The following is a 21,774-nucleotide window of genomic DNA, read 5'->3' on the forward strand; positions in this document are numbered from 1 at the left end:
TTTCACGGGGCTTCGGCCCCGATTGCTGTGGGGGTGTGATATGTGCGAATTGCTCGGGATGAGCGCCAATGTGCCAACCGATATTTGCTTCAGTTTTACCGGGCTGGTTCAGCGCGGTGGGGGCACCGGGCCGCATAAAGACGGCTGGGGAATCACCTTCTATGAAGGCAAAGGCTGTCGCACGTTTAAAGATCCGCAGCCGAGCTACCAATCACCTATCGCCAGGCTGGTGCAGGACTATCCGATAAAATCCTGCTCGGTGATTGCGCATATCCGCCAGGCCAACCGAGGCATGGTGGCGCTGGAAAACACCCATCCGTTTACTCGTGAGCTGTGGGGACGCAACTGGACCTATGCACATAACGGTCAGCTCACCGGCTACAAATCGCTGGAGACGGGGCAGTTTCGTCCGGTGGGGGAAACGGATAGTGAAAAAGCCTTCTGCTGGCTGCTGCATAAACTGACGCAGCGGTACCCGCGTACGCCGGGCAATATGCAGGCGGTATTTAAATATATTGCCTCACTGGCTGACGAATTACGTGAGAAGGGCGTGTTCAATATGCTGCTGTCTGACGGGCGCTATGTGATGGCGTTCTGCTCGACTAATCTTTATTGGATCACTCGCCGCGCGCCGTTTGGCGTAGCAACGCTTCTGGATCAAGATGTCGAAATCGACTTTCAGAAGGAAACGACCGCCAACGATGTGGTGACGGTCATTGCGACTCAACCGCTGACGGGGAATGAAACCTGGCACAAGATCATGCCAGGCGAATGGCGCTTATTTTGCCTCGGTGAGCGTATAGTTTGATGCCAGCTGCGGCTGAACGACTTCGTGGCTGAGCGGTTTGCTCACCACGTAACGACCATCGACAACTGAAACCATTGGCGGCCGCTGGGTCTGCTGGAAGTAGTCGTAGCCCGGCTTTAACTGCTGCCAGAAATCATTGTAGTAAGAGTATTTGTGGCGCTTCATGTTGGCATCTGTCATGCGGAATGGATAGATGCTGACCTGCACGCCAGACTGCCCAAAGACCAGAGCGGCGGTGACAAACTGGAAAATCTCATCAATGCCGGAATCAGTCATGGCGTAACAGCCAACCGAGACGCAGGCACCGTGAATCATCAGATATTTCCCTTCATAGCCATGAGCGCGATCGTAAGCATTCGGGAAACCAATATTAATGGCTTTATAGAAGCGGCTATCGGGTTTCAACTGACTACGCTGAACTGAATAAAACCCTTCCGGGCTTTTGAAATCGCCCTGGCGCTGTTTTGGCCCCAAGCCGCCGGAATAGTTGCAGATTTTGTAGCTATCAAGGAGCTGGTAGGTTTCACCCATTTTGACGAAAAGATCGAGCGTACGCTCTTCTTTAAAGATCTGGATATAAACCGGGGAGCCCATCATTTGTTGCTTATATTCTTTGCTAACGGGCGTCGTCGGACTATTGCTGCTCAGTAACCCAGCAAACGAAACGCACGGCATTAAAAGCATCGCAATAAATAATGCGATTTTGCGCATACTACATGTTCCTTGATAAAAAATAACAACACGCCAGGAGAGGCCATAGAGAGAAAAAGCAGATAAATCTGTTTTTTGTGCGCTCACCTTAGCACCACCGCATTTTTTCGCAAGAGGGGCGGTTGGCGTTTACAATTTCCTATTGCATTCCCATCCGAACCCGGTGCGTTGTGCTGCCTGGCAGCTCATTCGCTCTCTTCACAAAGAGTGTAGGATAAGCTGATGATTCACTAGCTATCTTTGTCTGAATCAATCGAACTTTGCGCAATAGCTCGCAATTTAGCGGGCCAAAAAGCAGAACTGCTGCATCGCAGAAGGAGAAAATGGTAAACTTTAGTTACGGAATCATTCACCCAGATAATGGAATGCGTGGATGATTAACGGAGAAATTCCCAAAACAGTGTAAGAAAGGATGCTTCAGCCCCTCGTTTTACCCAATCATGGAACGCCATTGGGTTTCCGGTGACACTCCTTTCTTTTGTCTCGTTAACCAAAACGCTGGCCTCAACGCGTGTTGACGTCGTCGTTAACGGATACCTGCAAACAGTATGATTAAAATAACGAAAGGCCTTGATTTGCCTATTGCCGGCCTGCCCGACAGGCAGTGTATTGATGATATTGCGGTTAGCCGTGTGGCTATCCTGGGCGAAGAGTATATTGGGCTGCGTCCTTCTATGGCGGTAAAAGAGGGCGACCGGGTCATTAAAGGGCAGCTGCTTTTTGAAGATAAAAAAATACCTGGCGTACGTTTTACTTCTCCAGCCTGTGGCACGGTCAGTGCAATACATCGTGGTGAGCGCAGGGTTCTGCAATCGGTAGTCATTGATGTCGACGGCGATGAGTCCGTTGCGTTTACGCGCTTTTCGCCTGATGAACTGGCAACGTTGCCGCGTGAGACGGTAGCTTCGCAGCTGATTGAATCTGGTCTTTGGACGGCAATGCGCACGCGGCCATTCAGTAAAACGCCTGCACCGGGTACGGAACCAGTAGCAATTTTTGTCACCGCGATGGACACCAACCCGCTGGCGGCCGATCCGCAGCCCATTATCTTTGCTCAGCGCGAAGCCTTTAATGCCGGTCTAACGTTGCTGACGCGCCTGACCGACGGTAAGGTCCATGTCTGCCAAAGCAGCGGTGGCAAGCTCGGTGGGCATTCGCAGGGGCAAGTGACTTTTAATCAGTTTACCGGCCCGCATCCGGCGGGATTAGTCGGCACGCATATTCACTTCCTGGAGCCAGTTAGCCTGAACAAACAGGTCTGGCATCTCAATTACCAGGATGTTATCGCCATCGGCAAGCTGTTCCTCGATGGGGTGTTATGGACCGAACGCGTGATTGCGCTGGGTGGCCCGCAGGCGAAACATCCGCGTCTGTTACGCACCTGCTTGGGGGCCGATCTCAATGCGCTGCTGGTGGATGAACTGCACGAAGGGGAAAACCGGGTGATCTCCGGCTCCGTGCTGAACGGCACTCAGGCCGTCGGACCGCACGCGTTTCTTGGGCGCTTTCATTTGCAGATCAGCGTGCTGAAAGAAGGGCGTGAAAAAGAGCTGCTTGGCTGGGTTGCTCCTGGCCGGGATAAGTTCTCTATTACACGCACCACGCTGGGTCATTTCCTGAAGAAAAAACTCTTCAACTTCTCGACGGATACCCATGGTGGAGAACGTGCGATGGTGCCTATCGGCAGCTACGAGCGTGTGATGCCGCTGGATATCCTGCCAACCGTGCTGCTGCGCGACCTGTTGGCTGGCGATAGCGATAGCGCTCAGGCGCTGGGCTGCCTGGAGCTGGACGAAGAAGATTTGGCGCTATGCACCTATGTCTGTCCGGGAAAATATGAATACGGCCCGGTGTTACGCCGCGTATTAACGCAAATTGAGCAGGAAGGCTAAGTGATGGGCTTAAAACAGCTACTGGAAAAAGTTGAGCCGCACTTTACGCAGGGCGGCAAGCTGGAAAAATACTACCCGCTGTTCGAAGCGACGGCGACGTTGGTCTATACGCCAGGCCATGTGACGAAAGGAGCATCGCACGTCCGTGACGCTATCGATCTAAAACGCATGATGATCCTCGTCTGGTTCGCAGTGTTCCCGGCAATGTTCTGGGGTATGTACAACGTGGGGCTGCAAACCATCCCCGCGCTGCACAAACTGTACGGGGCGGAACAACTGCAGCAGGTGATTGCGGGTAACTGGCATTACAGTCTGGCGCAGACGCTGGGCGTGAGTTTTGCTCCGGATGCCGGCTGGATCAGCATGATGATGTTGGGCGCGGTGTTCTTCGTGCCAATCTACGCGACCGTTTTTCTGGTTGGCGGATTCTGGGAAGTCCTGTTTTCTATTGTGCGTAAGCATGAGATTAACGAAGGCTTCTTTGTCACCTCGATTCTCTTTGCGCTGATTGTTCCACCGACGATGCCGTTATGGCAGACCGCGCTGGGTATTTCCTTTGGGGTGGTAATTGCTAAAGAAATTTTCGGTGGAACCGGGCGTAACTTCTTAAACCCGGCGCTGGCGGGGCGAGCATTCCTGTTCTTTGCCTATCCGGCGCAAATCTCCGGCGATCTGGTATGGACGGCGGCCGATGGCTTCTCCGGCGCGACGCCGCTCTCCCAATGGGCGAGCCACGGCGGTGAGTCACTGGTGAACGTGGTTACCGGTCAGCCGGTAAGTTGGATGGATGCATTTATTGGCAATATTCCCGGTTCGATTGGCGAAGTCTCTACTCTGATGATTCTGCTTGGCGGGGCGTTGATTATTTTTGGTCGCGTTGCCTCCTGGCGAATTGTGGCAGGGGTGATGGTGGGCATGATGGCCTGTGCCACCCTGTTTAACCTGGTGGGGTCGGATACTAACCCGATGTTTGCGATGCCGTGGTACTGGCATCTGGTACTGGGCGGGTTTGCTTTCGGCATGATGTTTATGGCCACCGACCCGGTTTCAGCCTCGTTTACGGATAAAGGAAAGTGGTGCTACGGCGCATTGATTGGCGTGATGTGCGTGCTGATCCGCGTGGTGAACCCGGCCTATCCAGAAGGGATGATGCTGGCGATTCTGTTCGCCAACCTCTTTGCGCCGCTGTTCGATTATCTGGTGGTGCAGGCCAATATTAAGCGGAGGAAGTCGCGTGGCTGAGATGAAAAGTAACGATAGCATCGGTAAAACGCTGCTGGTGGTGCTGGTGCTTTGCCTGGTGTGCTCCATCGTGGTGGCAGGTTCTGCCGTGGGGCTTAAGCCTCTGCAGCAAGAACAGCGCGCGCTGGATAAACAGCGCAATATCCTTGCCGTTGCAGGTCTGATGCACGACAAGATGTCTGCTGATGAAGTCGCTGAAATCTATGCTGCCCGCGTGACGCCGCGCCTGGTGGATTTAAAAAGCGGGGCAATGCTGGACCGCGATCCGGCGAAGTTTAATCAGAGCATGGCGTTAAAAGATCCCCAGCAAAGCGTGGCACTTGAAGCCAATGAGGATCCGGCAGGGATTAAACGCCGCAGCAACGTGGTGGAAATCTACCTGATTAAAAATGAACAGCAGAAAATTCAGGAAATCGTTCTGCCGGTCTACGGTAACGGTCTGTGGTCGATGATGTACGCTTTTGTGGCGCTGGACACTGACGGCCGCACCATCAAAGGCATTACCTACTACGACCAGGGGGAAACTCCGGGGTTGGGCGGCGAAATCGAGAATCCGAACTGGCGTGCGCAGTTTATTGGCAAGCGCGTGGTGGACGACAACGGCCAGCCGGCGCTGAGAGTGATGAAAGGGGCCGCGCCTCAGGGCGATCTGTATGCGGTTGATGGCTTATCCGGCGCAACGCTGACCGCTAACGGCGTACAGCACAGTTTCAATTTCTGGATGGGTGAAATGGGTTTTGGCCCATTCCTGAAGCAGGTGCGTGAAGGAGGGCTGAATCATGGCTGAGCAAGGCGATATGAAAGAAGTGAAACGCTTACTGGTTGGCCCGCTTATTGCCAATAACCCGATTGCGCTGCAGGTGCTGGGCGTCTGTTCAGCGCTGGCGGTCACCACCAAGCTGGAAACGGCATTCGTGATGACCATTGCGGTCACGCTGGTGACGGCATTCTCCAGCATGTTTATCTCGATGATCCGCCATCACATCCCGAACAGCGTGCGTATTATCGTGCAGATGGCGATTATCGCTTCGCTGGTTATCGTGGTCGATCAGCTGCTGCGCGCTTTTGCGTACGAAACCTCTAAACAGCTGTCGGTGTTCGTGGGGCTTATCATCACCAACTGTATCGTGATGGGGCGCGCGGAAGCGTATGCCATGAAGTCTCCGCCGCTGGCGAGCTTTATGGATGGCATCGGTAACGGCTTGGGCTACGGCGCCATTCTGCTGATTGTCGGCTTCCTGCGTGAGCTTATTGGCAGCGGTAAACTGTTCGGCGTCACGGTGCTGGAAACCGTCAAGAACGGCGGCTGGTATCAGCCAAACGGTTTGTTCCTGCTCGCGCCAAGCGCATTTTTCATTATCGGTTTGCTGATCTGGGCGCTGCGTAGCTGGAAGCCGGAACAGCAGGAAAAGGAGTAACCGATTATGGCTCATTACATTAGCCTGTTTGTCCGCGCGGTGTTTGTTGAAAACATGGCGCTGGCGTTCTTCCTGGGGATGTGTACTTTCCTGGCGGTGTCGAAGAAAGTCTCGACCGCATTTGGCCTTGGCGTGGCGGTAACCGTTGTGCTGGGTCTGGCCGTACCCATCAATAACCTGGTCTATAACCTGGTGCTGCGCGACGGTGCGCTGGCGGAAGGCGTCGACCTCAGCTTCCTCAACTTCATCACGTTTATCGGAGTGATTGCGGCGCTGGTACAGATTCTCGAAATGATCCTCGATAAGTACTTCCCGTCGCTGTATACCGCGCTGGGGATCTTCCTGCCGCTGATTGCCGTGAACTGCGCCATCTTCGGCGGCGTTTCGTTCATGGTTCAGCGCGATTACAACTTCAGCGAATCTATCGTTTACGGTTTTGGTTCCGGTATCGGCTGGATGCTGGCGATTGTCGCCATGGCCGGAATCCGTGAAAAAATGAAGTATTCGAATGTGCCCGCGGGACTGCGAGGCTTAGGGATCACCTTTATCACCACGGGACTGATGGCATTAGGTTTTATGTCATTCTCCGGTGTGCAGCTATAAGGGCCGCTAATGATGGAAATTTTACTGGGCGTAGTGATGTTTACGCTGATCGTGCTGGCGCTGTCGCTGTTGATTTTGTTCGCTAAATCAAAGCTGGTGAATGCTGGTGATGTGGTGATTGAAATCAACAACGAGGCGGATAAGCAGATTAAAACCCCAGCGGGGGACAAGCTGCTGAATACGCTGTCCAGCAACGGTATCTTTATCTCTTCCGCCTGTGGCGGCGGCGGCTCCTGCGGTCAATGCCGGGTGACGGTGAAAGAGGGCGGCGGTGATATTCTGCCGACCGAACTTTCGCATATTACTAAGCGTGAAGCCAAAGAGGGCTGCCGTTTGGCCTGTCAGGTGGCAGTGCGCCAGGACATGAAAATCGAACTGCCTGACGAAGTGTTCGGCGTGAAGAAATGGGAATGCGAAGTTATCTCTAACGATAACAAAGCCACCTTTATTAAAGAGCTGAAGCTGGCAATTCCAGCCGGTGAAAGCGTGCCGTTCCGTGCGGGTGGCTATATTCAAATTGAATGCCCGCCGCATAAGGTAGCCTACGCTGATTTCGATGTGCCTGATGAGTATCGCGGCGACTGGGACAAATTTAATCTCTTCCGCTACGTCTCTGACGTCAAAGAGCCGACGCTACGCGCCTACTCCATGGCGAACTATCCGGAAGAAAAGGGCATCATCATGCTCAACGTGCGTATCGCCACGCCGCCGCCTTCTGCGCCTGAAGCACCGCCGGGAATTATGTCATCCTATATTTGGTCGCTGAAAGCGGGCGATAAGGTGACGATCTCCGGGCCGTTTGGTGAGTTCTTTGCGAAAGAGACTGAAGCGGAAATGGTCTTTATCGGCGGCGGGGCCGGGATGGCACCGATGCGTTCACATATTTTCGACCAGCTCAAGCGTCTGCACAGCACGCGTAAAATCAGCTTCTGGTACGGCGCGCGCTCGCTGCGTGAGATGTTCTACGCCGAAGAATTTGAACAGCTGGCGCGCGAAAACCCGAACTTTACCTTCAATATTGCGCTCTCTGATGCGCTACCGGAAGATAACTGGACGGGCTACACCGGCTTTATTCATAACGTTCTGTACGAGAATTACCTGCGCGATCACCCGGCACCCGAAGATTGTGAATTCTATATGTGTGGGCCGCCGATGATGAACGCATCGGTGATTAAAATGCTTAAAGATCTGGGTGTAGAGGATGAAAACATCATGCTCGACGACTTCGGAGGCTGATGATGTTGACGGTCTTTCTGGCGACATTCGCGATTTTTGTCCTGGTCGTGTTGGGAATGTCGCTGGGCTATATAGTCAAGCGAAAAACGCTGCAGGGTAGCTGCGGCGGGATATCTTCGCTGGGTATGGAAAAGGTCTGCGACTGCCCTGAGCCCTGTGATGCGCGTAAAAAGCGCATAGCGCGTGAAGCGCAGCGCCAACACAATCGTATCCTGTAGTTTCCCCATCGCCCGGCTATGTCGGGCGATTCACCACTCTTCTCATTTGCTGAAGTTATGCTGTATACTTATCCAGTGGTAAGTGAGGGCTAACGATGCGCAAAATAATCCATATCGATATGGACTGCTTCTTCGCTGCGGTTGAAATGCGTGACAATCCGGCGCTGCGCGATATTCCCATCGCCATCGGTGGCAGTCGGGTACAGCGTGGGGTGATCAGTACGGCGAACTATCCGGCGCGTAAGTTTGGCGTGCGCAGCGCTATGCCTACTGGAATGGCGTTAAAGCTCTGCCCACACCTGACATTATTGCCGGGGCGCTTTGAAGCCTATCGCGAAGCCTCACACCACATTCGCGAAATTTTCTCCCGCTATACTTCGTTGATTGAACCGCTTTCGCTGGATGAAGCTTACCTTGATGTGAGCGACAGCACGCACTGTCACGGTTCGGCGACGTTAATGGCCCAGGAAATCCGCCAAACCATATTTGACGAGCTGGCGCTGACCGCCTCGGCGGGTGTGGCGCCGGTAAAGTTCTTGGCTAAAATTGCCTCCGATCTCAATAAACCGAACGGTCAGTTCGTCCTGACACCGGCAGAAGTTCCTGCATTTCTTAAGACGCTACCGTTAAGTAAAATCCCCGGCGTAGGCAAGGTGTCGGCGGCCAAACTCGAAAGCATGGGGCTTCGCACCTGTGAAGACGTGCAGAAAAGCGATCTGGCGATGCTGTTAAAACGCTTTGGCAAGTTTGGCCGGATCCTGTGGGAGCGCAGTCAGGGTATCGATGAACGCGAGATCCACAACGACAGGCAGCGTAAATCGATTGGCGTTGAGCGCACGCTGGAAGAAGACATTCATGAATGGTCAGACTGCGAGGCGATTATCGAACGGCTCTATCCTGAGCTGGAACGCCGGCTGGCAAAGGTCAAACCGGATCTACTGATTGCGCGTCAGGGCGTTAAGCTTAAATTTAATGACTTCCAGCTCACCACCCAGGAACACGTCTGGCCGAAACTTAACAAAGACGATCTTATCGCCACGGCGCATAAATCGTGGCAGGAACGGCGGGCCGGGCGCGGCGTGCGCCTTGTCGGCCTGCACGTTACGCTGCTCGACCCGCAGCTGGAGCGACAATTGCTTTTAGGGATTTAGCCATGCTTATTCGCGCGTACCGTGAAGAAGATTTTTCTACCCTGTGCCAGATTTTTCAGCGCGCAGTGCGGGAAACGGCCCGCCAGCACTATTCTGCCTCGCAGATTGATGCCTGGGCTCAAGTTGATGAAGCCCGCTGGCGGCAAAAACTGGCTGGCTCACGGGTGCTGGTGGCCACTATAGAGCATCGCCCGGTCGGTTTTGTCACCGCAGTCGGTACTTATATCGATCTGCTCTTCGTCAATCCTACGTATTCCAGACAGGGAATTGCCAGCGCTTTACTGCATGAGCTTTTTTTACAGCTCCCAGCGGGAACGTTAACGGTAGAGGCGAGCCTGACGGCGAAAGCGTGTTTTGAACAACAGGGTTTTCGGGTGATTGCCGAACAGGAAGTTGAAGCGCGCGGGGAGCGATTTGTGAATTATCGGATGGAGAAGGTGAGATAGCGGGGGAGATTCCCGGCGAGCTAAACCCGCCGGGAGGGCAAAACTTATTTCGCCGGAATCGCTTTCAGCAGTTCCGTCAGCAGCTGCCAGTACTGGCCAACGCTTTCGATGTGAACCTGCTCATCCGGAGAGTGTGGACCGGTAATGGTTGGCCCAATGGAGACCATATCCATGTTTGGATACGGTTTCTTGAACAGACCACATTCCAGACCCGCGTGGATAATCTGAATATTTGGCACCTTGTTGAACAGGCGCTGATAGGTTTCACGTACCAGCTGCATGACCGGGGAGCTTGCATCTGGCTGCCAGCCTGGGTAGCCGCCTTTCGGCTGGGTTTTAGCACCCGCCAGCGCGCCCAGTGATTCCAGCATGCTAACAACGTAATCTTTACCGCTGTCGAGCAGGGAACGAATCAGGCAGTGGATAATGGCGGAGTCTTCGGTGAAGGAGACCACACCCACGTTCAGAGAGGTTTCTACTACGCCTTTGGCCACGTCAGAGTTGCGAATAACGCCGTTTGGTGTGGCGTTCAGCAGCTGAACAAACGCATCGCGGGAAGCATTGCTCAGCGCTTTACCTTCAACGGCAAGGGCTTCCAGAACCAGATTCAGGTTTTTCTCTTTCGCGGACAGCTCGTTTTGCAGAATATGCAGGTAAGTCTCAACCAGATCTTTCAGAGAGCTGACTTTATCTGCCGGAATCGCCAGCGTTGCGAAGGCTTCACGTGGGATTGCGTTACGCAGGGTACCACCGGTGAAGTCAACCAGACGCAGATCCAGTTCTGCTGCGTGAGCGACCAGGAAACGGGCCAGCAGCTTGTTGGCATTGCCCAGACCGAGGTGAATATCACCGCCGGAGTGACCGCCTTTCAGGCCTTTCAGCGTCAGCTTGAAGGTCTGGAAACCCGCCGGAATGGCTTCACGGGTCAGCGGCAGGGTGCTGGTAAAGTCGATACCACCCGCACAGCCCATGTAGATTTCACCCTCTTCTTCAGAGTCGGTGTTGATCAGGATTTCGCCCTGAAGCCAGTTTGGCTGCAGGCCAAATGCGCCGTCCATCCCGGTCTCTTCGGTCATGGTCAGCAGTACTTCCAGCGGGCCGTGTTCAACGGAATCATCGGACAACACCGCCAGCGCGGAGGCCATACCGATACCGTTATCCGCGCCCAGCGTCGTACCACGCGCTTTTACCCACTCGCCGTCGATGTACGGCTGAATAGGGTCTTTCGCAAAGTCGTGCACGGTATCATTGTTTTTCTGCGGCACCATATCGAGGTGAGCCTGCAGAACAACCGCTTTGCGGTTCTCCATGCCCGGCGTCGCGGCTTTACGAATCAGAATGTTGCCGACCTGGTCACGTTCTGCGTGAAGACCTTTTTCTTTTGCCCAGCCCACGATATGGGCAGCGAGCTGCTCTTCATGATGAGAAGGGTGCGGAATGGAACAGATTTTGGCAAAAATATCCCACAGCGGCTGCGGGGATAATTGAGACAGTTCAGACACGATGAGTCTCCTTACGGCGTTCTGCAAAAGTCGCTTGCAGGTAAAGGGTTAGCACATACATATACCACAAGACTGGCTTGCGCGATGCGGTTGAGAATACCACTTTCTCTCCCTCCCGGTAGAAGAAACCACGTAAAAAGCGCCCGTGATTCCGCTTAACACTGGTTTTTAGTGCGTCAGATCTCTATAATCTCGCGCAACCCATTTCCCCCTTGAACACTTTTTAAGCCGTAAACACAGGCTGGGACACTTCACATGAGCGAAAAATACGTCGTCACCTGGGACATGTTGCAGATTCACGCGCGCAAACTGGCTGCACGCCTGATGCCTTCAGAACAATGGAAAGGCATTATTGCCGTTAGCCGTGGCGGTCTGGTACCGGGCGCACTGCTGGCACGTGAACTGGGCATTCGTCATGTCGACACCGTATGCATCTCCAGCTATGACCACGACAACCAGCGTGAACTGAAAGTTCTTAAACGCGCTGAAGGCGATGGTGAAGGCTTTATCGTAATTGACGATCTGGTCGATACCGGCGGTACCGCGGTAGCGATTCGTGAAATGTACCCGAAAGCGCATTTCGTCACCATTTTCGCTAAACCGGCGGGTCGTCCACTGGTTAACGATTATGTTGTTGATATCCCGCAGGATACCTGGATTGAACAGCCTTGGGATATGGGCGTGGTATTCGTACCGCCTATCTCTGGCCGTTAATTCATTCAATAAATGCGCTTCCAACGCCCGGTTCTGCCGGGCGTTGTTTTTTTTAACGTCCCACGCGTTACAATAGGCCTTAGATCGTACCTTTGGAGATTTTGTGATGCCAGAAGCCAATCTCAGCGAAACGCTATTCAAACCGCGCTTTAAACACCCTGAAACATCAACGCTGGTGCGCCGCTTTACTAACGGCAAAACCGACAGCATGCAGTCGGCGTTGAGCGGAAGTAACGTCCCGCACTGGTACCGCATGATTAACCGCCTGATGTGGATCTGGCGTGGCGTCACGCCGCAGGAAATTCTCGACGTCCAGGCGCGTATCGTGATGAGTAAGGCTGAACGCACCGACGATGAGCTGTTTGACACCGTTGTCGGCTACCGCGGCGGTAACTGGATCTACGAGTGGTCCACTCAAGCGATGCTTTGGCAGCAGAAAGCCACACAGGAAGAGGATGAAACGCTCAGCGGCCGCCACTGGCTGCACGCTTCTAACCTTTATAGCATCGCCGCCTACCCGCATCTGAAAGGGGATGACCTTGCCGAGCAGGCGCAGGCGCTGGCGAACCGCGCCTATGAAGAAGCGGCGAAGCGTTTACCCGGCGAGATGCGTGAGTTGGAGTTTGCTATTCCTGGTGGGGCACCGATTACCGGCTTCCTGCATATGCCAAAAGGTGACGGCCCGTTCCCGACGGTGCTGATGTGTGGCGGCCTGGACGGCCTGCAGACCGATTACTACAGCCTGTATGAACACTACTTTGCCCCGCTGGGTATTGCGATGCTGACGGTTGATATGCCGTCTATCGGCTTCTCGTCAAAATGGAAGCTGAGCCAGGATTCCAGCATGCTGCATCAGCACGTGATTCGCGCGCTGCCGAATATTCCGTGGGTTGACCACACTCGCGTCGCGGCCTTTGGTTTCCGTTTCGGTGCCAACATTGCGGTACGCCTGGCGTATCTGGAAGCGCAAAATCTGAAAGCCGTCGCCTGTTTGGGCCCGGTGGTCCATTGCCTGCTGAATGACCCGCTGCAGCAGGGGCGCGTGCCGGAAATGTATCTCGACGTGCTGGCATCAAGATTGGGGATGCACGATGCGTCAGACGAAGCGCTACGCGTTGAACTTAACCGCTACTCGCTGAAAACTCAGGGGCTGTTAGGCCGCCGCTGCCCAACGCCAATGCTTTCAGGATACTGGGATAACGATCCGTTTAGCCCGGAAGAAGAGTCGCGTTTAATCGTATCGTCATCTGCGCAGGGGAAACTGATGCAGATCCCGTTTAACCCGGTGTATCGCAACTTTGACAAGGCGCTGAAAGAAATTGCCGGGTGGATCAATAATAGATTTTGTTAATATATTGATAAATTCTATTGATTTGGTAAAACAGTTGCATCACTAAAGGAGATCGCAATGACGTTACCGAGTGGACACCCGAAGAGTAGACTGATTAAGAAATTCGCTGCGCTTGGCCCCTATATTCGCGAAGAACAATGTGAAGACAACCGCTTTTTTTTCGACTGCCTGGCCGTTTGCGTTAACGTAAAGCCTGCACCGGAGAAGCGTGAATTCTGGGGCTGGTGGATGATTATGGAAGCGCAGGAAAAGCGCTTTACCTACAGCTACCAGTTCGGCCTGTTTGATAAAGATGGGGTTTGGCAGGCTGTGGCGATAAAAGATCCCGAGGTCGTTGAGCGTCTGCAGCTAACGGTAAATGGTTTTCATGACCGGGCAAAAGAGTTGCTGAAAACGCTGGATCTGGCGTTAGAACCCGCTGAGGGTTTTGCCAATGAAGCCATTAAGCGTACGGCATAAGTGATGCAAAAAGGCCAGCCTGTGCGCTGGCCTTTATATGACGACAATAAAAAAGCCTTCCATCAGGAAGGCTTTTTTATAAATCACTTAGAACTGGTAGGTCATACCAACCGCAACAACGTCGTCGGTCATAATAGCCAGACGTTTGGTCACAGCATCTTCATCGATCAGGTTGATCTTATAATCAACAAATGCAGACATGTTTTTGTTGAAATAGTAGGTTGCACCCACATCCACATATTTCATCAGGTCCTGGTCGCCAATTCCGTTGTCCAGATCTTTACCTTTCATCTGTACATAGCCCAGGGATGGACGCAGACCGAAATCAAATTGATATTGCGCTACGGCTTCGAAGTTCTGCGCTTTATTAGCAAAACCTTGATCGGCAGAAACCAGACCTTTAATTGGGGTCATATTGCGTGTTTCGGTATAAATCATCGCCAGGTAAAGGTTGTTAGCGTCATATTTCACACCGGTACCCCAGGACTCAGCATTTTTTCCGCCCTGAGCCAGAGATTTTGCCTGCTGCACGTTGGTACGGTCGGAGTTGGTGTACGCTGCGCTAATGGCGAAGTCGCTGCCGCCGAAATCATAGGTCAGTGAGCTGCCGAAACCGTCGCCGTTGGCGGTAGCGTAGGTGCTACGATCGTTTTTACCCTGATATTGCAGAGTTAAATCCAGACCATCAATCACGCCAAAGAAGTCAGAGTTACGGTAGGTTGCCAGGCCGCTGGAGCGCTTGGTCATGAAGTTGTCGGTTTTGCCGGTGGAATCGCCGCCGAATTCCGGGAACATATCGGTCCAGGCTTCAACATCGTACAGTGCGCCGAGGTTACGACCGTAATCAAAGGAACCGAACTGTTTTACTTTCAGACCGGCAAAGGCCAGACGCGTTTTTTGCGTAGAGGTGCTTTCGTCGTTATTACCGGAGAATTCAGATTCCCAGCGACCATAACCGGTCAGCTGATCGTTAATTTGTGTTTCGCCTTTGAAACCAAAACGAACGTATGTTTTATCGCCATCGGAGCTTGAATCGTCGCTCATGTAATGCATGGCTTTGACTTTGCCGTAAACGTCCAGTTTATTACCGTCTTTGTTATATACTTCAGCAGCCATCGCTGAAGAGGACGCAATAATACCCATCATCGTTAATGCCAGCGTAGTTTTTTGCATTTCTTAATCCCGGTTTTTTATGTTCTAAAATTGCTGTGAAAGACCACTGTGAAAAAACAGGAACGTTTTTATCCCTCGCGTGTTAAAAATTTATGACAATGTTCGATTAAATATAAAAAAGTATGATTAATTTTATCTGTCATAAAATTGTCAACAATCCCCCCTAGGCTGCCTGATCCCGCGCAACAAAACCCTCGCTTTCAATGCTGGCAGTTGGCAAGCGGCCTGACTCCTGCTACAACGTGAGTTTGGTATCATTTTTTCCTATTTAACGGCAGAGAATCATGAGTGATAGTCAGACGCTGGTCGTCAAGCTGGGCACCAGTGTTTTAACAGGCGGATCGCGCCGCCTGAACCGCGCGCACATTGTGGAACTGGTTCGCCAGTGTGCTCAGCTCCATGCGGCTGGGCATCGTATTGTTATCGTCACCTCAGGCGCCATTGCCGCCGGGCGAGAGCACCTGGGTTACCCCGAACTGCCCGCGACTATCGCTTCTAAACAGCTGCTGGCCGCCGTGGGTCAGAGCCGTCTAATTCAACTGTGGGAACAGCTGTTCTCCATTTACGGTATTCACGTCGGTCAGATGCTGCTGACCCGCGCCGATATGGAAGACCGCGAACGTTTCCTCAACGCCCGCGATACCATGCGCGCGCTGCTTGATAACAACATTGTTCCGGTGATTAACGAGAATGATGCGGTGGCGACTGCCGAAATTAAGGTGGGCGACAACGATAACCTCTCCGCGCTGGCAGCGATTCTGGCTGGCGCCGATAAGCTGTTGCTGCTCACCGATCAGCAGGGCCTGTTCACCGCCGACCCGCGCAGCAACCCGGATGCGGAACTGATTAAAGATGTCTACGGGATTGATGACAAGCTGCGCGCTGTTGCAGGCGACAGCGTTTCCGGCCTGGGCACCGGCGGCATGGGGACCAAACTGCAGGCCGCTGACGTGGCTTGCCGCGCAGGTATCGACACCATTATTGCCGCAGGCAGCCTGCCTGGCGTGATTGGTGACGTAATGGCGAACGTCTCCGTTGGGACTCGCTTCCACGCCCAGGACACCCCTCTGGAGAACCGTAAACGCTGGATCTTCGGTGCACCTCCGGCCGGTGAACTGATTGTTGATGCCGGTGCGACCGGGGCGATTCTGGAACGCGGGAGTTCATTACTTCCAAAAGGCATTAAAAACGTGACAGGTAACTTCTCCCGTGGTGAAGTGATCCGTATTCGTAACCTTGAAGGTCGGGACATCGCGCACGGCGTTAGCCGCTATAACAGCGACGCGCTGCGTCTGATTGCCGGGCACCACTCGCAAGAGATTGACGCCATCCTCGGCTATGAGTACGGCCCCGTTGCCGTGCATCGCGACGACATGATCACCCGATAAGGAGTTCAACATGCTGGAACAAATGGGCATTGCGGCAAAGCAGGCCTCTTACAAACTGGCGCTGCTTTCCAGCCGTGAAAAAAATCGGGTTCTGGAAACCATTGCTGATTATCTGGAATCTCACAGCGATGAGATCCTGCGCGCTAACGCCGAGGATCTGACTCAGGCGCGCGAAGGCGGCCTGAGCGAAGCGATGCTCGACAGGCTGGCACTGACGCCGGCGCGTTTGACGGCGATTGCCAACGACGTCCGTCAGGTCTGCACGCTGGCCGATCCGGTTGGACAGGTGATTGACGGCGGGCTGCTCGACAGCGGGCTGCGTATTGAGCGTCGTCGCGTACCGCTGGGTGTTATCGGCGTGATTTATGAAGCGCGCCCGAACGTCACCGTAGATGTTGCTGCGCTGTGCCTGAAAACGGGCAACGCTGCGATCCTGCGCGGGGGTAAAGAGACTTATCGCACCAACGCCGCCACGGTTGGCGTTATCCAACGGGCGTTAAAAGAGTGCGGCCTGCCAGAAGCTGCAGTGCAGGCGATTGAAAATCCAGATCGTGCGCTGGTCAGTGAAATGCTGCGCATGGATAAATACATCGATATGTTGATCCCTCGCGGCGGTGCGGGTCTGCACAAGCTGTGTCGCGAGCAGTCGACGATCCCGGTGATCACCGGCGGTATCGGCGTTTGTCATATCTACGTTGACGATACGGCTGAGATTGAACCGGCGCTGAAGATTATCGTGAATGCCAAAACGCAGCGTCCAAGTACCTGCAACACCGTGGAAACACTGCTGGTGAATCAGGCTATTGCCGGACGTTTCCTGCCAGCGTTAAGCCAGCAGATGGCGGAAAGCGGCGTGACGCTGCACGGTGATGAAACGGTCATGCGCGAGCTGAAAGGCCCGGCGAAGCTGGTGGCCCTGAAACCTGAAGAGCTTGATAACGAGTTCCTGTCACTGGATCTGAACGTAGTTATCGTTCCAGACATGGACGGCGCTATCGCCCATATCCGCGCTCACGGTACCCAGCATTCCGATGCCATCCTGACGCGCACCCTGAGCAATGCCAACCGTTTTATCAACGAAGTGGATTCCTCTGCGGTCTACGTTAACGCGTCTACTCGTTTCACCGATGGCGGCCAGTTTGGTCTCGGTGCGGAAGTGGCAGTCAGCACGCAGAAACTGCACGCGCGTGGCCCAATGGGGCTGGAAGCCCTGACCACTTACAAGTGGATCGGCTTCGGCGAAGATACCATTCGTGCGTAATTGATAGCGGGCGATGCAAAAACAGGCAGTTGATTCAACTGACTATTGACGCATCGCCCCGTTAGTCTTAACCTTTTGTCCCGTGATTCACGCTCGTGAACACCTCTTGCAGGGCCGATATAGCTCAGTTGGTAGAGCAGCGCATTCGTAATGCGAAGGTCGGAGGTTCGACTCCTCTTATCGGCACCATTTCAAACCCATCAGTAACAACAGCATCTGCCCTTAAAATATTCCGTGTAAATCATTTACACCCATCCCCCCATCATCCGAACCTTTCATCCTGTCTGAACCGTACCTATAAATTTCAGCGCTATATCTGGCGCAATCCGCGTTATCAACCAGACTTAATGGCATGCCTCTTATTTAGGACAACCATGAAAAACATCGCCATTATTGGTGCTGGGCCAACGGGAATTTACACTTTTTACGCATTGCTGGAACGGGGTGAACCGCTTGTGGTGACGGTCTATGAGCAGGCGGAGGAGGCCGGGGTTGGCATGCCTTATAACGATGACCATAACGCGACGCTGATGCTGGCAAATATTGCCAGTATCGAAATACCGCCCATTTTTATCTCCTATCTGGAATGGCTTCGCGAGCGGAGCGACGGCTGGCTAGCTCGCTGGGGTTTGGAGCGTGAATCCCTGCATGAACGGCAATTTCTACCGCGCGTGGTTCTGGGGGATTACTATCGCGATCGTTTTCGGGCTCTGGTGAAAAAAGCCCAGCAGTCAGGATTTGTGGTCAAGGTTAAGGAGTCCAGCAAGGTAACGGATGTGCGGACGACGACGAACGGCGTCAAAGTGTGGGTGGACGATCGTCGCGAGGCGGAGATGTTTGATTATGTCGTGCTTGCCACGGGCCATCTGTGGCCGGAAGACGATGAGACGCCGCGCGATTTCTTCCCTAGCCCGTGGACGGGGCTGATGGAGGCAAAGATCCCGGCCAGTCGGGTCGGGATTATGGGGGCTTCCCTAAGCGGACTGGATGCGGCGATGGCGGTGGTTATTCAGCACGGTGTATTTATTCGATCCGAGGGAGAGACGGCGCGATTCCATTTGCACCCAGAAAGCAGGGGGCTACAACTCAGTTTGATGTCCCGAACGGGCATTTTACCGGAGGCCGACTTCTACTGTCCGCTGCCTTATGAACCGCTCGCCATCGTGACGGAACGCGCTATTGAAGAGGCTATTGATCAGGGAAGTGACGGCCTGCTGGATCGTGTTTTTCAACTTATTGCTGACGAACTGGAACACGCCGACCCGCAGTGGAGCGCGGAGATTGCGCTGCGATCGCGTGATGCCGATAGCTTTGCCGATGCCTGGTTTGCCGACAGGAAAAAACACGATCCGTTTGCATGGGCACAGGCCAATCTGCAGGAAGTGGAACGCAATAAACGTGAAAAGCACACCGTCCCATGGCGTTACACCATCCTGCGATTGCATGAAATGGTTGAGCCGATCGTTCCTCACTTAAATGAGCGAGATGGGAAACGTTTTAAAAATGGATTGGCACGCGTTTTTATCGACAACTATGCAGCAATTCCCTCGGAATCCATCCGCCGTTTGCTGGCGCTGCGCGACGCCGGCGTTATTCGCATCCTGGCGCTAGGGCGTGATTATGAGATGACGGTAGAGGATAAGTTGACGACGATTATCACAGAAGAAGAACGCTATACGTTTGATGTATTTATTGATGCCAGAGGTCAGAAAGCCTTAAAAACGAAAGATCTGCCGTTTCCTTCGCTTCGTGAGCAACTGCTGGCGTGCGGGAATGAAATCCCCTCTATTGGTGACGATTTCAGCCTAATGGAACCGGAAAGCGCGCGGGGAAGAGTCGCCTTTGCGGCGTTGCCGTGGCTGATGCACGAGCGCCCGTTTGTGCAGGGGCTGGTGGTTTGCGCCCAAATAGGCACGGCAATAGCCAAAGGATTAGACAAAACGCAGGGATAAACGAAAACTGGCTGCCCACATGAGTGAGCAGCCTTATTCGCTTATTTCACGGGATTAGCTTCAAGCACCAGCGTCTCCAGTGGTTTCAGGGTGATCACCGTGGCGTCCTGATACTTCTCAGGCAGCGTGCTATTACTGCCGTAGATCGGTTTGAGCGTAAATTGCGTTGCCTCTCCTTGTGGAATTTCCAACGCTTTACTCAAATCCAGGTAGAAACGCTGCGGCTTATCGGACGGGTTACGCAGGCCAAGGATCGATTTCTCTTTGCTCCACGACGCCCAGCCGTAGGTTTCCAGTGCGGTTGGGTCGCCACCCACCCAGTGCGTATCAACCAGCACGCTGCTGTTTGCCGCTGACCACTTCGCGGCCTGTGCCAGCGTATCCCATTTCGCTTTATTCAGCATTGACGGCGTGATGTACAGCTCCTGAAGCTGAGTCCCGGTTGCGAAGTAGCTCCACACCTGATCGGCAAAATCACCGTCGGTTTGCACTTTCTCCAGGCCGTAATAGGCGTGCTCTGCGCTGACGATGCCGTGATACATCAATGAGTTCAGTGGGAATAACGGCCCTTTACGAACTATTGAGCGATAGGTTTCGGCATCACGATAGGTCATCCACTGCTGTACCGGCGAACCGATGCCGTAGAGGTTGATGTCATCTCCCTGTCGCCAGATGGAATCGGCATAAAACAGCCACGATGGGCTGGCATCGGTGCCGGTGGTCAGGTTGATGAACAGATCTTTATTGGCCTCACGCATGTTTTCCAACAGATCGACGGAGGCATCAAAGTCAGAAGCAAACTTACTGCCCTTAATATGCGAATTGGCATTGCCCATCCCGTCGAGTTTAAACGAAGTAATATGCTCATCTTTGATGAGCTTGAGGATCTGCTCATTAAAGTTTTTGTAATAGTTCGGCCCAGAGAGCGCCAGCTTCCCATCGACGGTTTCAAAGCCATACTCTTTGGCGTGAGAGACGCGAATATCGCGCGGCTTGTTATAGCCGCCCCACGGCGACAGCCATAAGCCTATCGAGCTGTGCAGGCTGTTGGCTTTTTCGCGCACTTTGCTAAAGCCATTGCTGAACGCTGGGCCAAACAGCCAGCGGCCCGTACGGTCATCCCAGCCGTCATCCAACAAGAAAGCGTCCAGCTTCACGCCTCGGGCAGTAATAAACTCCTTATTCCACTCATCCATCCGTCCCAAAATGTCCTGCTCGGTGTAGGTGGTGAAGAAGCCAATATCCATCCAGCTGTTGTAGTGCAGGTACGGTTTATACGGCCGCGGACGAACGGCCTCGACAAACTGATTAACGCTGCGGCGAAGCTGGTTAGTTTCAGGGAAGGTCCCGAACATCACGGTGTAGCTGACCGGCGCTTCTGGCTGGATCGGGGTTTTCAATAATACGTTGAGATTGGTGGTCGCTTCATAGGCATAGGTATTGATAATCGGCTTATTCGGCAAAATGAAGAAGGAGTCAGCTACGATCGGCGAACTGTTAATTGCGCCGTCAACATAAGGTGCCTGCGCCTGTCCTTTGGTTGGGAAGAAGGTGATTTTGGCCACATCGCGAGGCTTACCGACGGCCGTGACCGTGTAATCAATGCTGGCATATTTCCCTTTCAGCGAATTCAGCGTCACGGTCACCTTGAAGTCCGGGTGGTCGTAATCAATTTTGATCGCATTATCACGCTGCTCTACGTGGGCAATTTTAAAGTCTGCGGCTTTGATGACGGTTTCATCGGGCAGAGTCAGGAAAAACAGCGACTGCGGCGACAGCTGGCGTTGCGTGTGGGTATCTTTGATAACGGCTTCAGATTTAGCATCGTCAAAGGAGATGGCAATATTATCGTTATTCAACGCGTAGTTAGCCGCAAATGCGCCGTTGGACACCAGCAGGGCGAGAATCGATATCTTGAACACATTTTTCATCAGTTACAGGTCCTTTTCGTTTAATTATGACTGTGCATCTGGCGGGGAAATGGTCTGTTTTGCGTAATGATACGGAAGCTTCTTTGTGTATCATGCTTTCGTTTTATTGCTTTTGAATGTGCGTTATTTATCAAAAGAAATAAAATGAAAGATCTCGTTTTTCTGATCTCATTCACAAAAGCAATGCAATGAAAGGTATGGCGGGTTAAGTGAAAGGAGAGGGAAGACTCAGCGTCGGGGGCAATACAAGTAGCCGATGATACTCTCAGTGGAATGGGGCAATGGTTATCGCAATAGGCCGTAGTACAGGGCACCTTC

At 53.3% G+C, this 21,774-nt stretch carries 20 protein-coding genes and 1 tRNA gene; 17 read left to right on the forward strand and 4 right to left on the reverse strand.

Features of this window, described 5'->3' with window-relative positions:
- Positions 1-40 precede the first annotated feature (40 nt).
- Positions 41-808 (forward strand): class II glutamine amidotransferase, encoded by a 768-nt coding sequence (locus KP80_RS14470; protein ID WP_052284358.1) that lies wholly within the window; start codon positions 41-43, stop codon positions 806-808.
- Here KP80_RS14470 and dpaA read toward each other — a convergent pair.
- A complete protein-coding gene (gene dpaA / locus KP80_RS14475) occupies positions 779-1,519 on the reverse strand; it encodes a peptidoglycan meso-diaminopimelic acid protein amidase (RefSeq protein WP_052284359.1) in 741 nt (246 codons plus the stop codon). The two genes, KP80_RS14470 and dpaA, sit on opposite strands and share 30 nt — an antisense overlap.
- A gap of 548 nt (positions 1,520-2,067) precedes the next feature.
- Here dpaA and KP80_RS14480 point away from each other — a divergent pair.
- The 9 genes from KP80_RS14480 (at position 2,068) to KP80_RS14520 (ending at position 9,725) form a co-directional block, all read left to right on the forward strand.
- Positions 2,068-3,411 (forward strand): Na(+)-translocating NADH-quinone reductase subunit A, encoded by a 1,344-nt coding sequence (locus tag KP80_RS14480; protein ID WP_052284360.1) that lies wholly within the window; start codon positions 2,068-2,070, stop codon positions 3,409-3,411.
- 3 nt (positions 3,412-3,414) lie between these two features.
- Entirely contained in the window at positions 3,415-4,653 is a 1,239-nt protein-coding gene (locus tag KP80_RS14485) for an NADH:ubiquinone reductase (Na(+)-transporting) subunit B (RefSeq protein ID WP_052284361.1), read from the forward strand.
- The gene (locus KP80_RS14490) at positions 4,646-5,440 is read left to right on the forward strand and encodes a Na(+)-translocating NADH-quinone reductase subunit C (protein ID WP_052284362.1); all 795 of its coding nucleotides are present in this window, start codon (positions 4,646-4,648) and stop codon (positions 5,438-5,440) included. The genes KP80_RS14485 and KP80_RS14490 overlap by 8 nt, the downstream gene beginning before the upstream one ends.
- A complete protein-coding gene (locus KP80_RS14495; protein ID WP_052284363.1) occupies positions 5,433-6,071 on the forward strand; it encodes an NADH:ubiquinone reductase (Na(+)-transporting) subunit D in 639 nt (212 codons plus the stop codon). The genes KP80_RS14490 and KP80_RS14495 overlap by 8 nt, the downstream gene beginning before the upstream one ends.
- Before the next feature lie 6 nt (positions 6,072-6,077).
- On the forward strand, positions 6,078-6,674 hold the full coding sequence (nqrE, locus tag KP80_RS14500) for an NADH:ubiquinone reductase (Na(+)-transporting) subunit E (RefSeq protein WP_052284364.1): 597 nt from the start codon (positions 6,078-6,080) through the stop codon (positions 6,672-6,674).
- 12 nt (positions 6,675-6,686) lie between these two features.
- A complete protein-coding gene (nqrF, locus tag KP80_RS14505; protein ID WP_052284380.1) occupies positions 6,687-7,910 on the forward strand; it encodes an NADH:ubiquinone reductase (Na(+)-transporting) subunit F in 1,224 nt (407 codons plus the stop codon).
- A gap of 2 nt (positions 7,911-7,912) precedes the next feature.
- Positions 7,913-8,128: a (Na+)-NQR maturation NqrM gene (nqrM, locus tag KP80_RS14510; protein ID WP_052284381.1), complete on the forward strand. Its 216-nt coding sequence runs from the start codon at positions 7,913-7,915 to the stop codon at positions 8,126-8,128.
- A 95-nt stretch (positions 8,129-8,223) separates the two neighbouring features.
- Positions 8,224-9,279 carry a DNA polymerase IV gene (gene dinB, locus KP80_RS14515; RefSeq protein WP_052284365.1) on the forward strand — a complete coding sequence of 352 codons (1,056 nt, stop codon included), beginning with the start codon at positions 8,224-8,226 and terminating at the stop codon, positions 9,277-9,279.
- Positions 9,280-9,281: 2 nt separating this feature from the next.
- On the forward strand, positions 9,282-9,725 hold the full coding sequence (locus tag KP80_RS14520) for a GNAT family N-acetyltransferase (protein ID WP_052284366.1): 444 nt from the start codon (positions 9,282-9,284) through the stop codon (positions 9,723-9,725).
- A 44-nt stretch (positions 9,726-9,769) separates the two neighbouring features.
- Here the strand turns inward: KP80_RS14520 and pepD are convergent, their stop codons facing one another.
- Positions 9,770-11,227, reverse strand: coding sequence for a beta-Ala-His dipeptidase (gene pepD, locus KP80_RS14525; RefSeq protein WP_052284367.1), 1,458 nt, complete (start codon positions 11,225-11,227; stop codon positions 9,770-9,772).
- A 255-nt stretch (positions 11,228-11,482) separates the two neighbouring features.
- Here pepD and gpt point away from each other — a divergent pair, with 255 nt between their 5' ends.
- The 3 genes from gpt to crl all read left to right on the forward strand — a co-directional run bounded on the left by gpt (position 11,483) and on the right by crl (position 13,751).
- Entirely contained in the window at positions 11,483-11,941 is a 459-nt protein-coding gene (gene gpt / locus KP80_RS14530; RefSeq protein ID WP_052284368.1) for a xanthine phosphoribosyltransferase, read from the forward strand.
- A gap of 106 nt (positions 11,942-12,047) precedes the next feature.
- Positions 12,048-13,292, forward strand: a complete 1,245-nt coding sequence (gene frsA / locus KP80_RS14535) for an esterase FrsA (RefSeq protein WP_052284369.1) — start codon at positions 12,048-12,050, stop codon at positions 13,290-13,292.
- Positions 13,293-13,349: 57 nt separating this feature from the next.
- The gene (crl, locus tag KP80_RS14540) at positions 13,350-13,751 is read left to right on the forward strand and encodes a sigma factor-binding protein Crl (RefSeq protein WP_052284370.1); all 402 of its coding nucleotides are present in this window, start codon (positions 13,350-13,352) and stop codon (positions 13,749-13,751) included.
- 87 nt (positions 13,752-13,838) lie between these two features.
- On the opposite strand, the gene phoE is transcribed toward crl, so the two are convergent.
- Entirely contained in the window at positions 13,839-14,924 is a 1,086-nt protein-coding gene (gene phoE / locus KP80_RS14545) for a phosphoporin PhoE (RefSeq protein WP_052284371.1), read from the reverse strand.
- A gap of 284 nt (positions 14,925-15,208) precedes the next feature.
- On the opposite strand from phoE, the gene proB reads away from it, so the two are divergent.
- From proB to KP80_RS14565, 4 genes are all read left to right on the forward strand, one after another.
- Positions 15,209-16,312 carry a glutamate 5-kinase gene (gene proB / locus KP80_RS14550; protein WP_052284372.1) on the forward strand — a complete coding sequence of 368 codons (1,104 nt, stop codon included), beginning with the start codon at positions 15,209-15,211 and terminating at the stop codon, positions 16,310-16,312.
- A 10-nt stretch (positions 16,313-16,322) separates the two neighbouring features.
- Positions 16,323-17,573, forward strand: coding sequence for a glutamate-5-semialdehyde dehydrogenase (gene proA, locus KP80_RS14555; protein WP_052284373.1), 1,251 nt, complete (start codon positions 16,323-16,325; stop codon positions 17,571-17,573).
- A gap of 113 nt (positions 17,574-17,686) precedes the next feature.
- Positions 17,687-17,762, forward strand: a tRNA-Thr gene (locus tag KP80_RS14560).
- A 185-nt stretch (positions 17,763-17,947) separates the two neighbouring features.
- Positions 17,948-19,525 carry an FAD-NAD(P)-binding protein gene (locus KP80_RS14565; RefSeq protein WP_052284374.1) on the forward strand — a complete coding sequence of 526 codons (1,578 nt, stop codon included), beginning with the start codon at positions 17,948-17,950 and terminating at the stop codon, positions 19,523-19,525.
- Between the two features lie 41 nt (positions 19,526-19,566).
- On the opposite strand, the gene KP80_RS14570 is transcribed toward KP80_RS14565, so the two are convergent.
- Positions 19,567-21,456 (reverse strand): enterotoxin, encoded by a 1,890-nt coding sequence (locus tag KP80_RS14570; RefSeq protein ID WP_052284375.1) that lies wholly within the window; start codon positions 21,454-21,456, stop codon positions 19,567-19,569.
- Positions 21,457-21,774 lie beyond the last annotated feature (318 nt).

This window comes from Kluyvera genomosp. 1, assembly GCF_001266615.1.
GTDB lineage: Bacteria > Pseudomonadota > Gammaproteobacteria > Enterobacterales > Enterobacteriaceae > Kluyvera > Kluyvera cryocrescens_A.

Excerpts from the sequence above, each read along its gene's own strand:
- nqrM (WP_052284381.1), top strand. The coding sequence starts at position 7,913 with ATGTTGACGGTCTTTCTGGCGACATTCGCGATTTTTGTCCTGGTCGTG.
- KP80_RS14520 (WP_052284366.1), top strand. The coding sequence starts at position 9,282 with ATGCTTATTCGCGCGTACCGTGAAGAAGATTTTTCTACCCTGTGCCAG.
- gpt (WP_052284368.1), top strand. The coding sequence starts at position 11,483 with ATGAGCGAAAAATACGTCGTCACCTGGGACATGTTGCAGATTCACGCG.
- frsA (WP_052284369.1), top strand. The coding sequence starts at position 12,048 with ATGCCAGAAGCCAATCTCAGCGAAACGCTATTCAAACCGCGCTTTAAA.
- KP80_RS14485 (WP_052284361.1), top strand. The coding sequence starts at position 3,415 with ATGGGCTTAAAACAGCTACTGGAAAAAGTTGAGCCGCACTTTACGCAG.
- nqrF (WP_052284380.1), top strand. The coding sequence starts at position 6,687 with ATGGAAATTTTACTGGGCGTAGTGATGTTTACGCTGATCGTGCTGGCG.
- KP80_RS14470 (WP_052284358.1), top strand. The coding sequence starts at position 41 with ATGTGCGAATTGCTCGGGATGAGCGCCAATGTGCCAACCGATATTTGC.
- crl (WP_052284370.1), top strand. The coding sequence starts at position 13,350 with ATGACGTTACCGAGTGGACACCCGAAGAGTAGACTGATTAAGAAATTC.
- nqrE (WP_052284364.1), top strand. The coding sequence starts at position 6,078 with ATGGCTCATTACATTAGCCTGTTTGTCCGCGCGGTGTTTGTTGAAAAC.
- proA (WP_052284373.1), top strand. The coding sequence starts at position 16,323 with ATGCTGGAACAAATGGGCATTGCGGCAAAGCAGGCCTCTTACAAACTG.
- KP80_RS14495 (WP_052284363.1), top strand. The coding sequence starts at position 5,433 with ATGGCTGAGCAAGGCGATATGAAAGAAGTGAAACGCTTACTGGTTGGC.
- KP80_RS14480 (WP_052284360.1), top strand. The coding sequence starts at position 2,068 with ATGATTAAAATAACGAAAGGCCTTGATTTGCCTATTGCCGGCCTGCCC.
- dinB (WP_052284365.1), top strand. The coding sequence starts at position 8,224 with ATGCGCAAAATAATCCATATCGATATGGACTGCTTCTTCGCTGCGGTT.
- proB (WP_052284372.1), top strand. The coding sequence starts at position 15,209 with ATGAGTGATAGTCAGACGCTGGTCGTCAAGCTGGGCACCAGTGTTTTA.
- KP80_RS14570 (WP_052284375.1), bottom strand. The coding sequence starts at position 21,456 with ATGAAAAATGTGTTCAAGATATCGATTCTCGCCCTGCTGGTGTCCAAC.
- KP80_RS14565 (WP_052284374.1), top strand. The coding sequence starts at position 17,948 with ATGAAAAACATCGCCATTATTGGTGCTGGGCCAACGGGAATTTACACT.
- phoE (WP_052284371.1), bottom strand. The coding sequence starts at position 14,924 with ATGCAAAAAACTACGCTGGCATTAACGATGATGGGTATTATTGCGTCC.
- dpaA (WP_052284359.1), bottom strand. The coding sequence starts at position 1,519 with ATGCGCAAAATCGCATTATTTATTGCGATGCTTTTAATGCCGTGCGTT.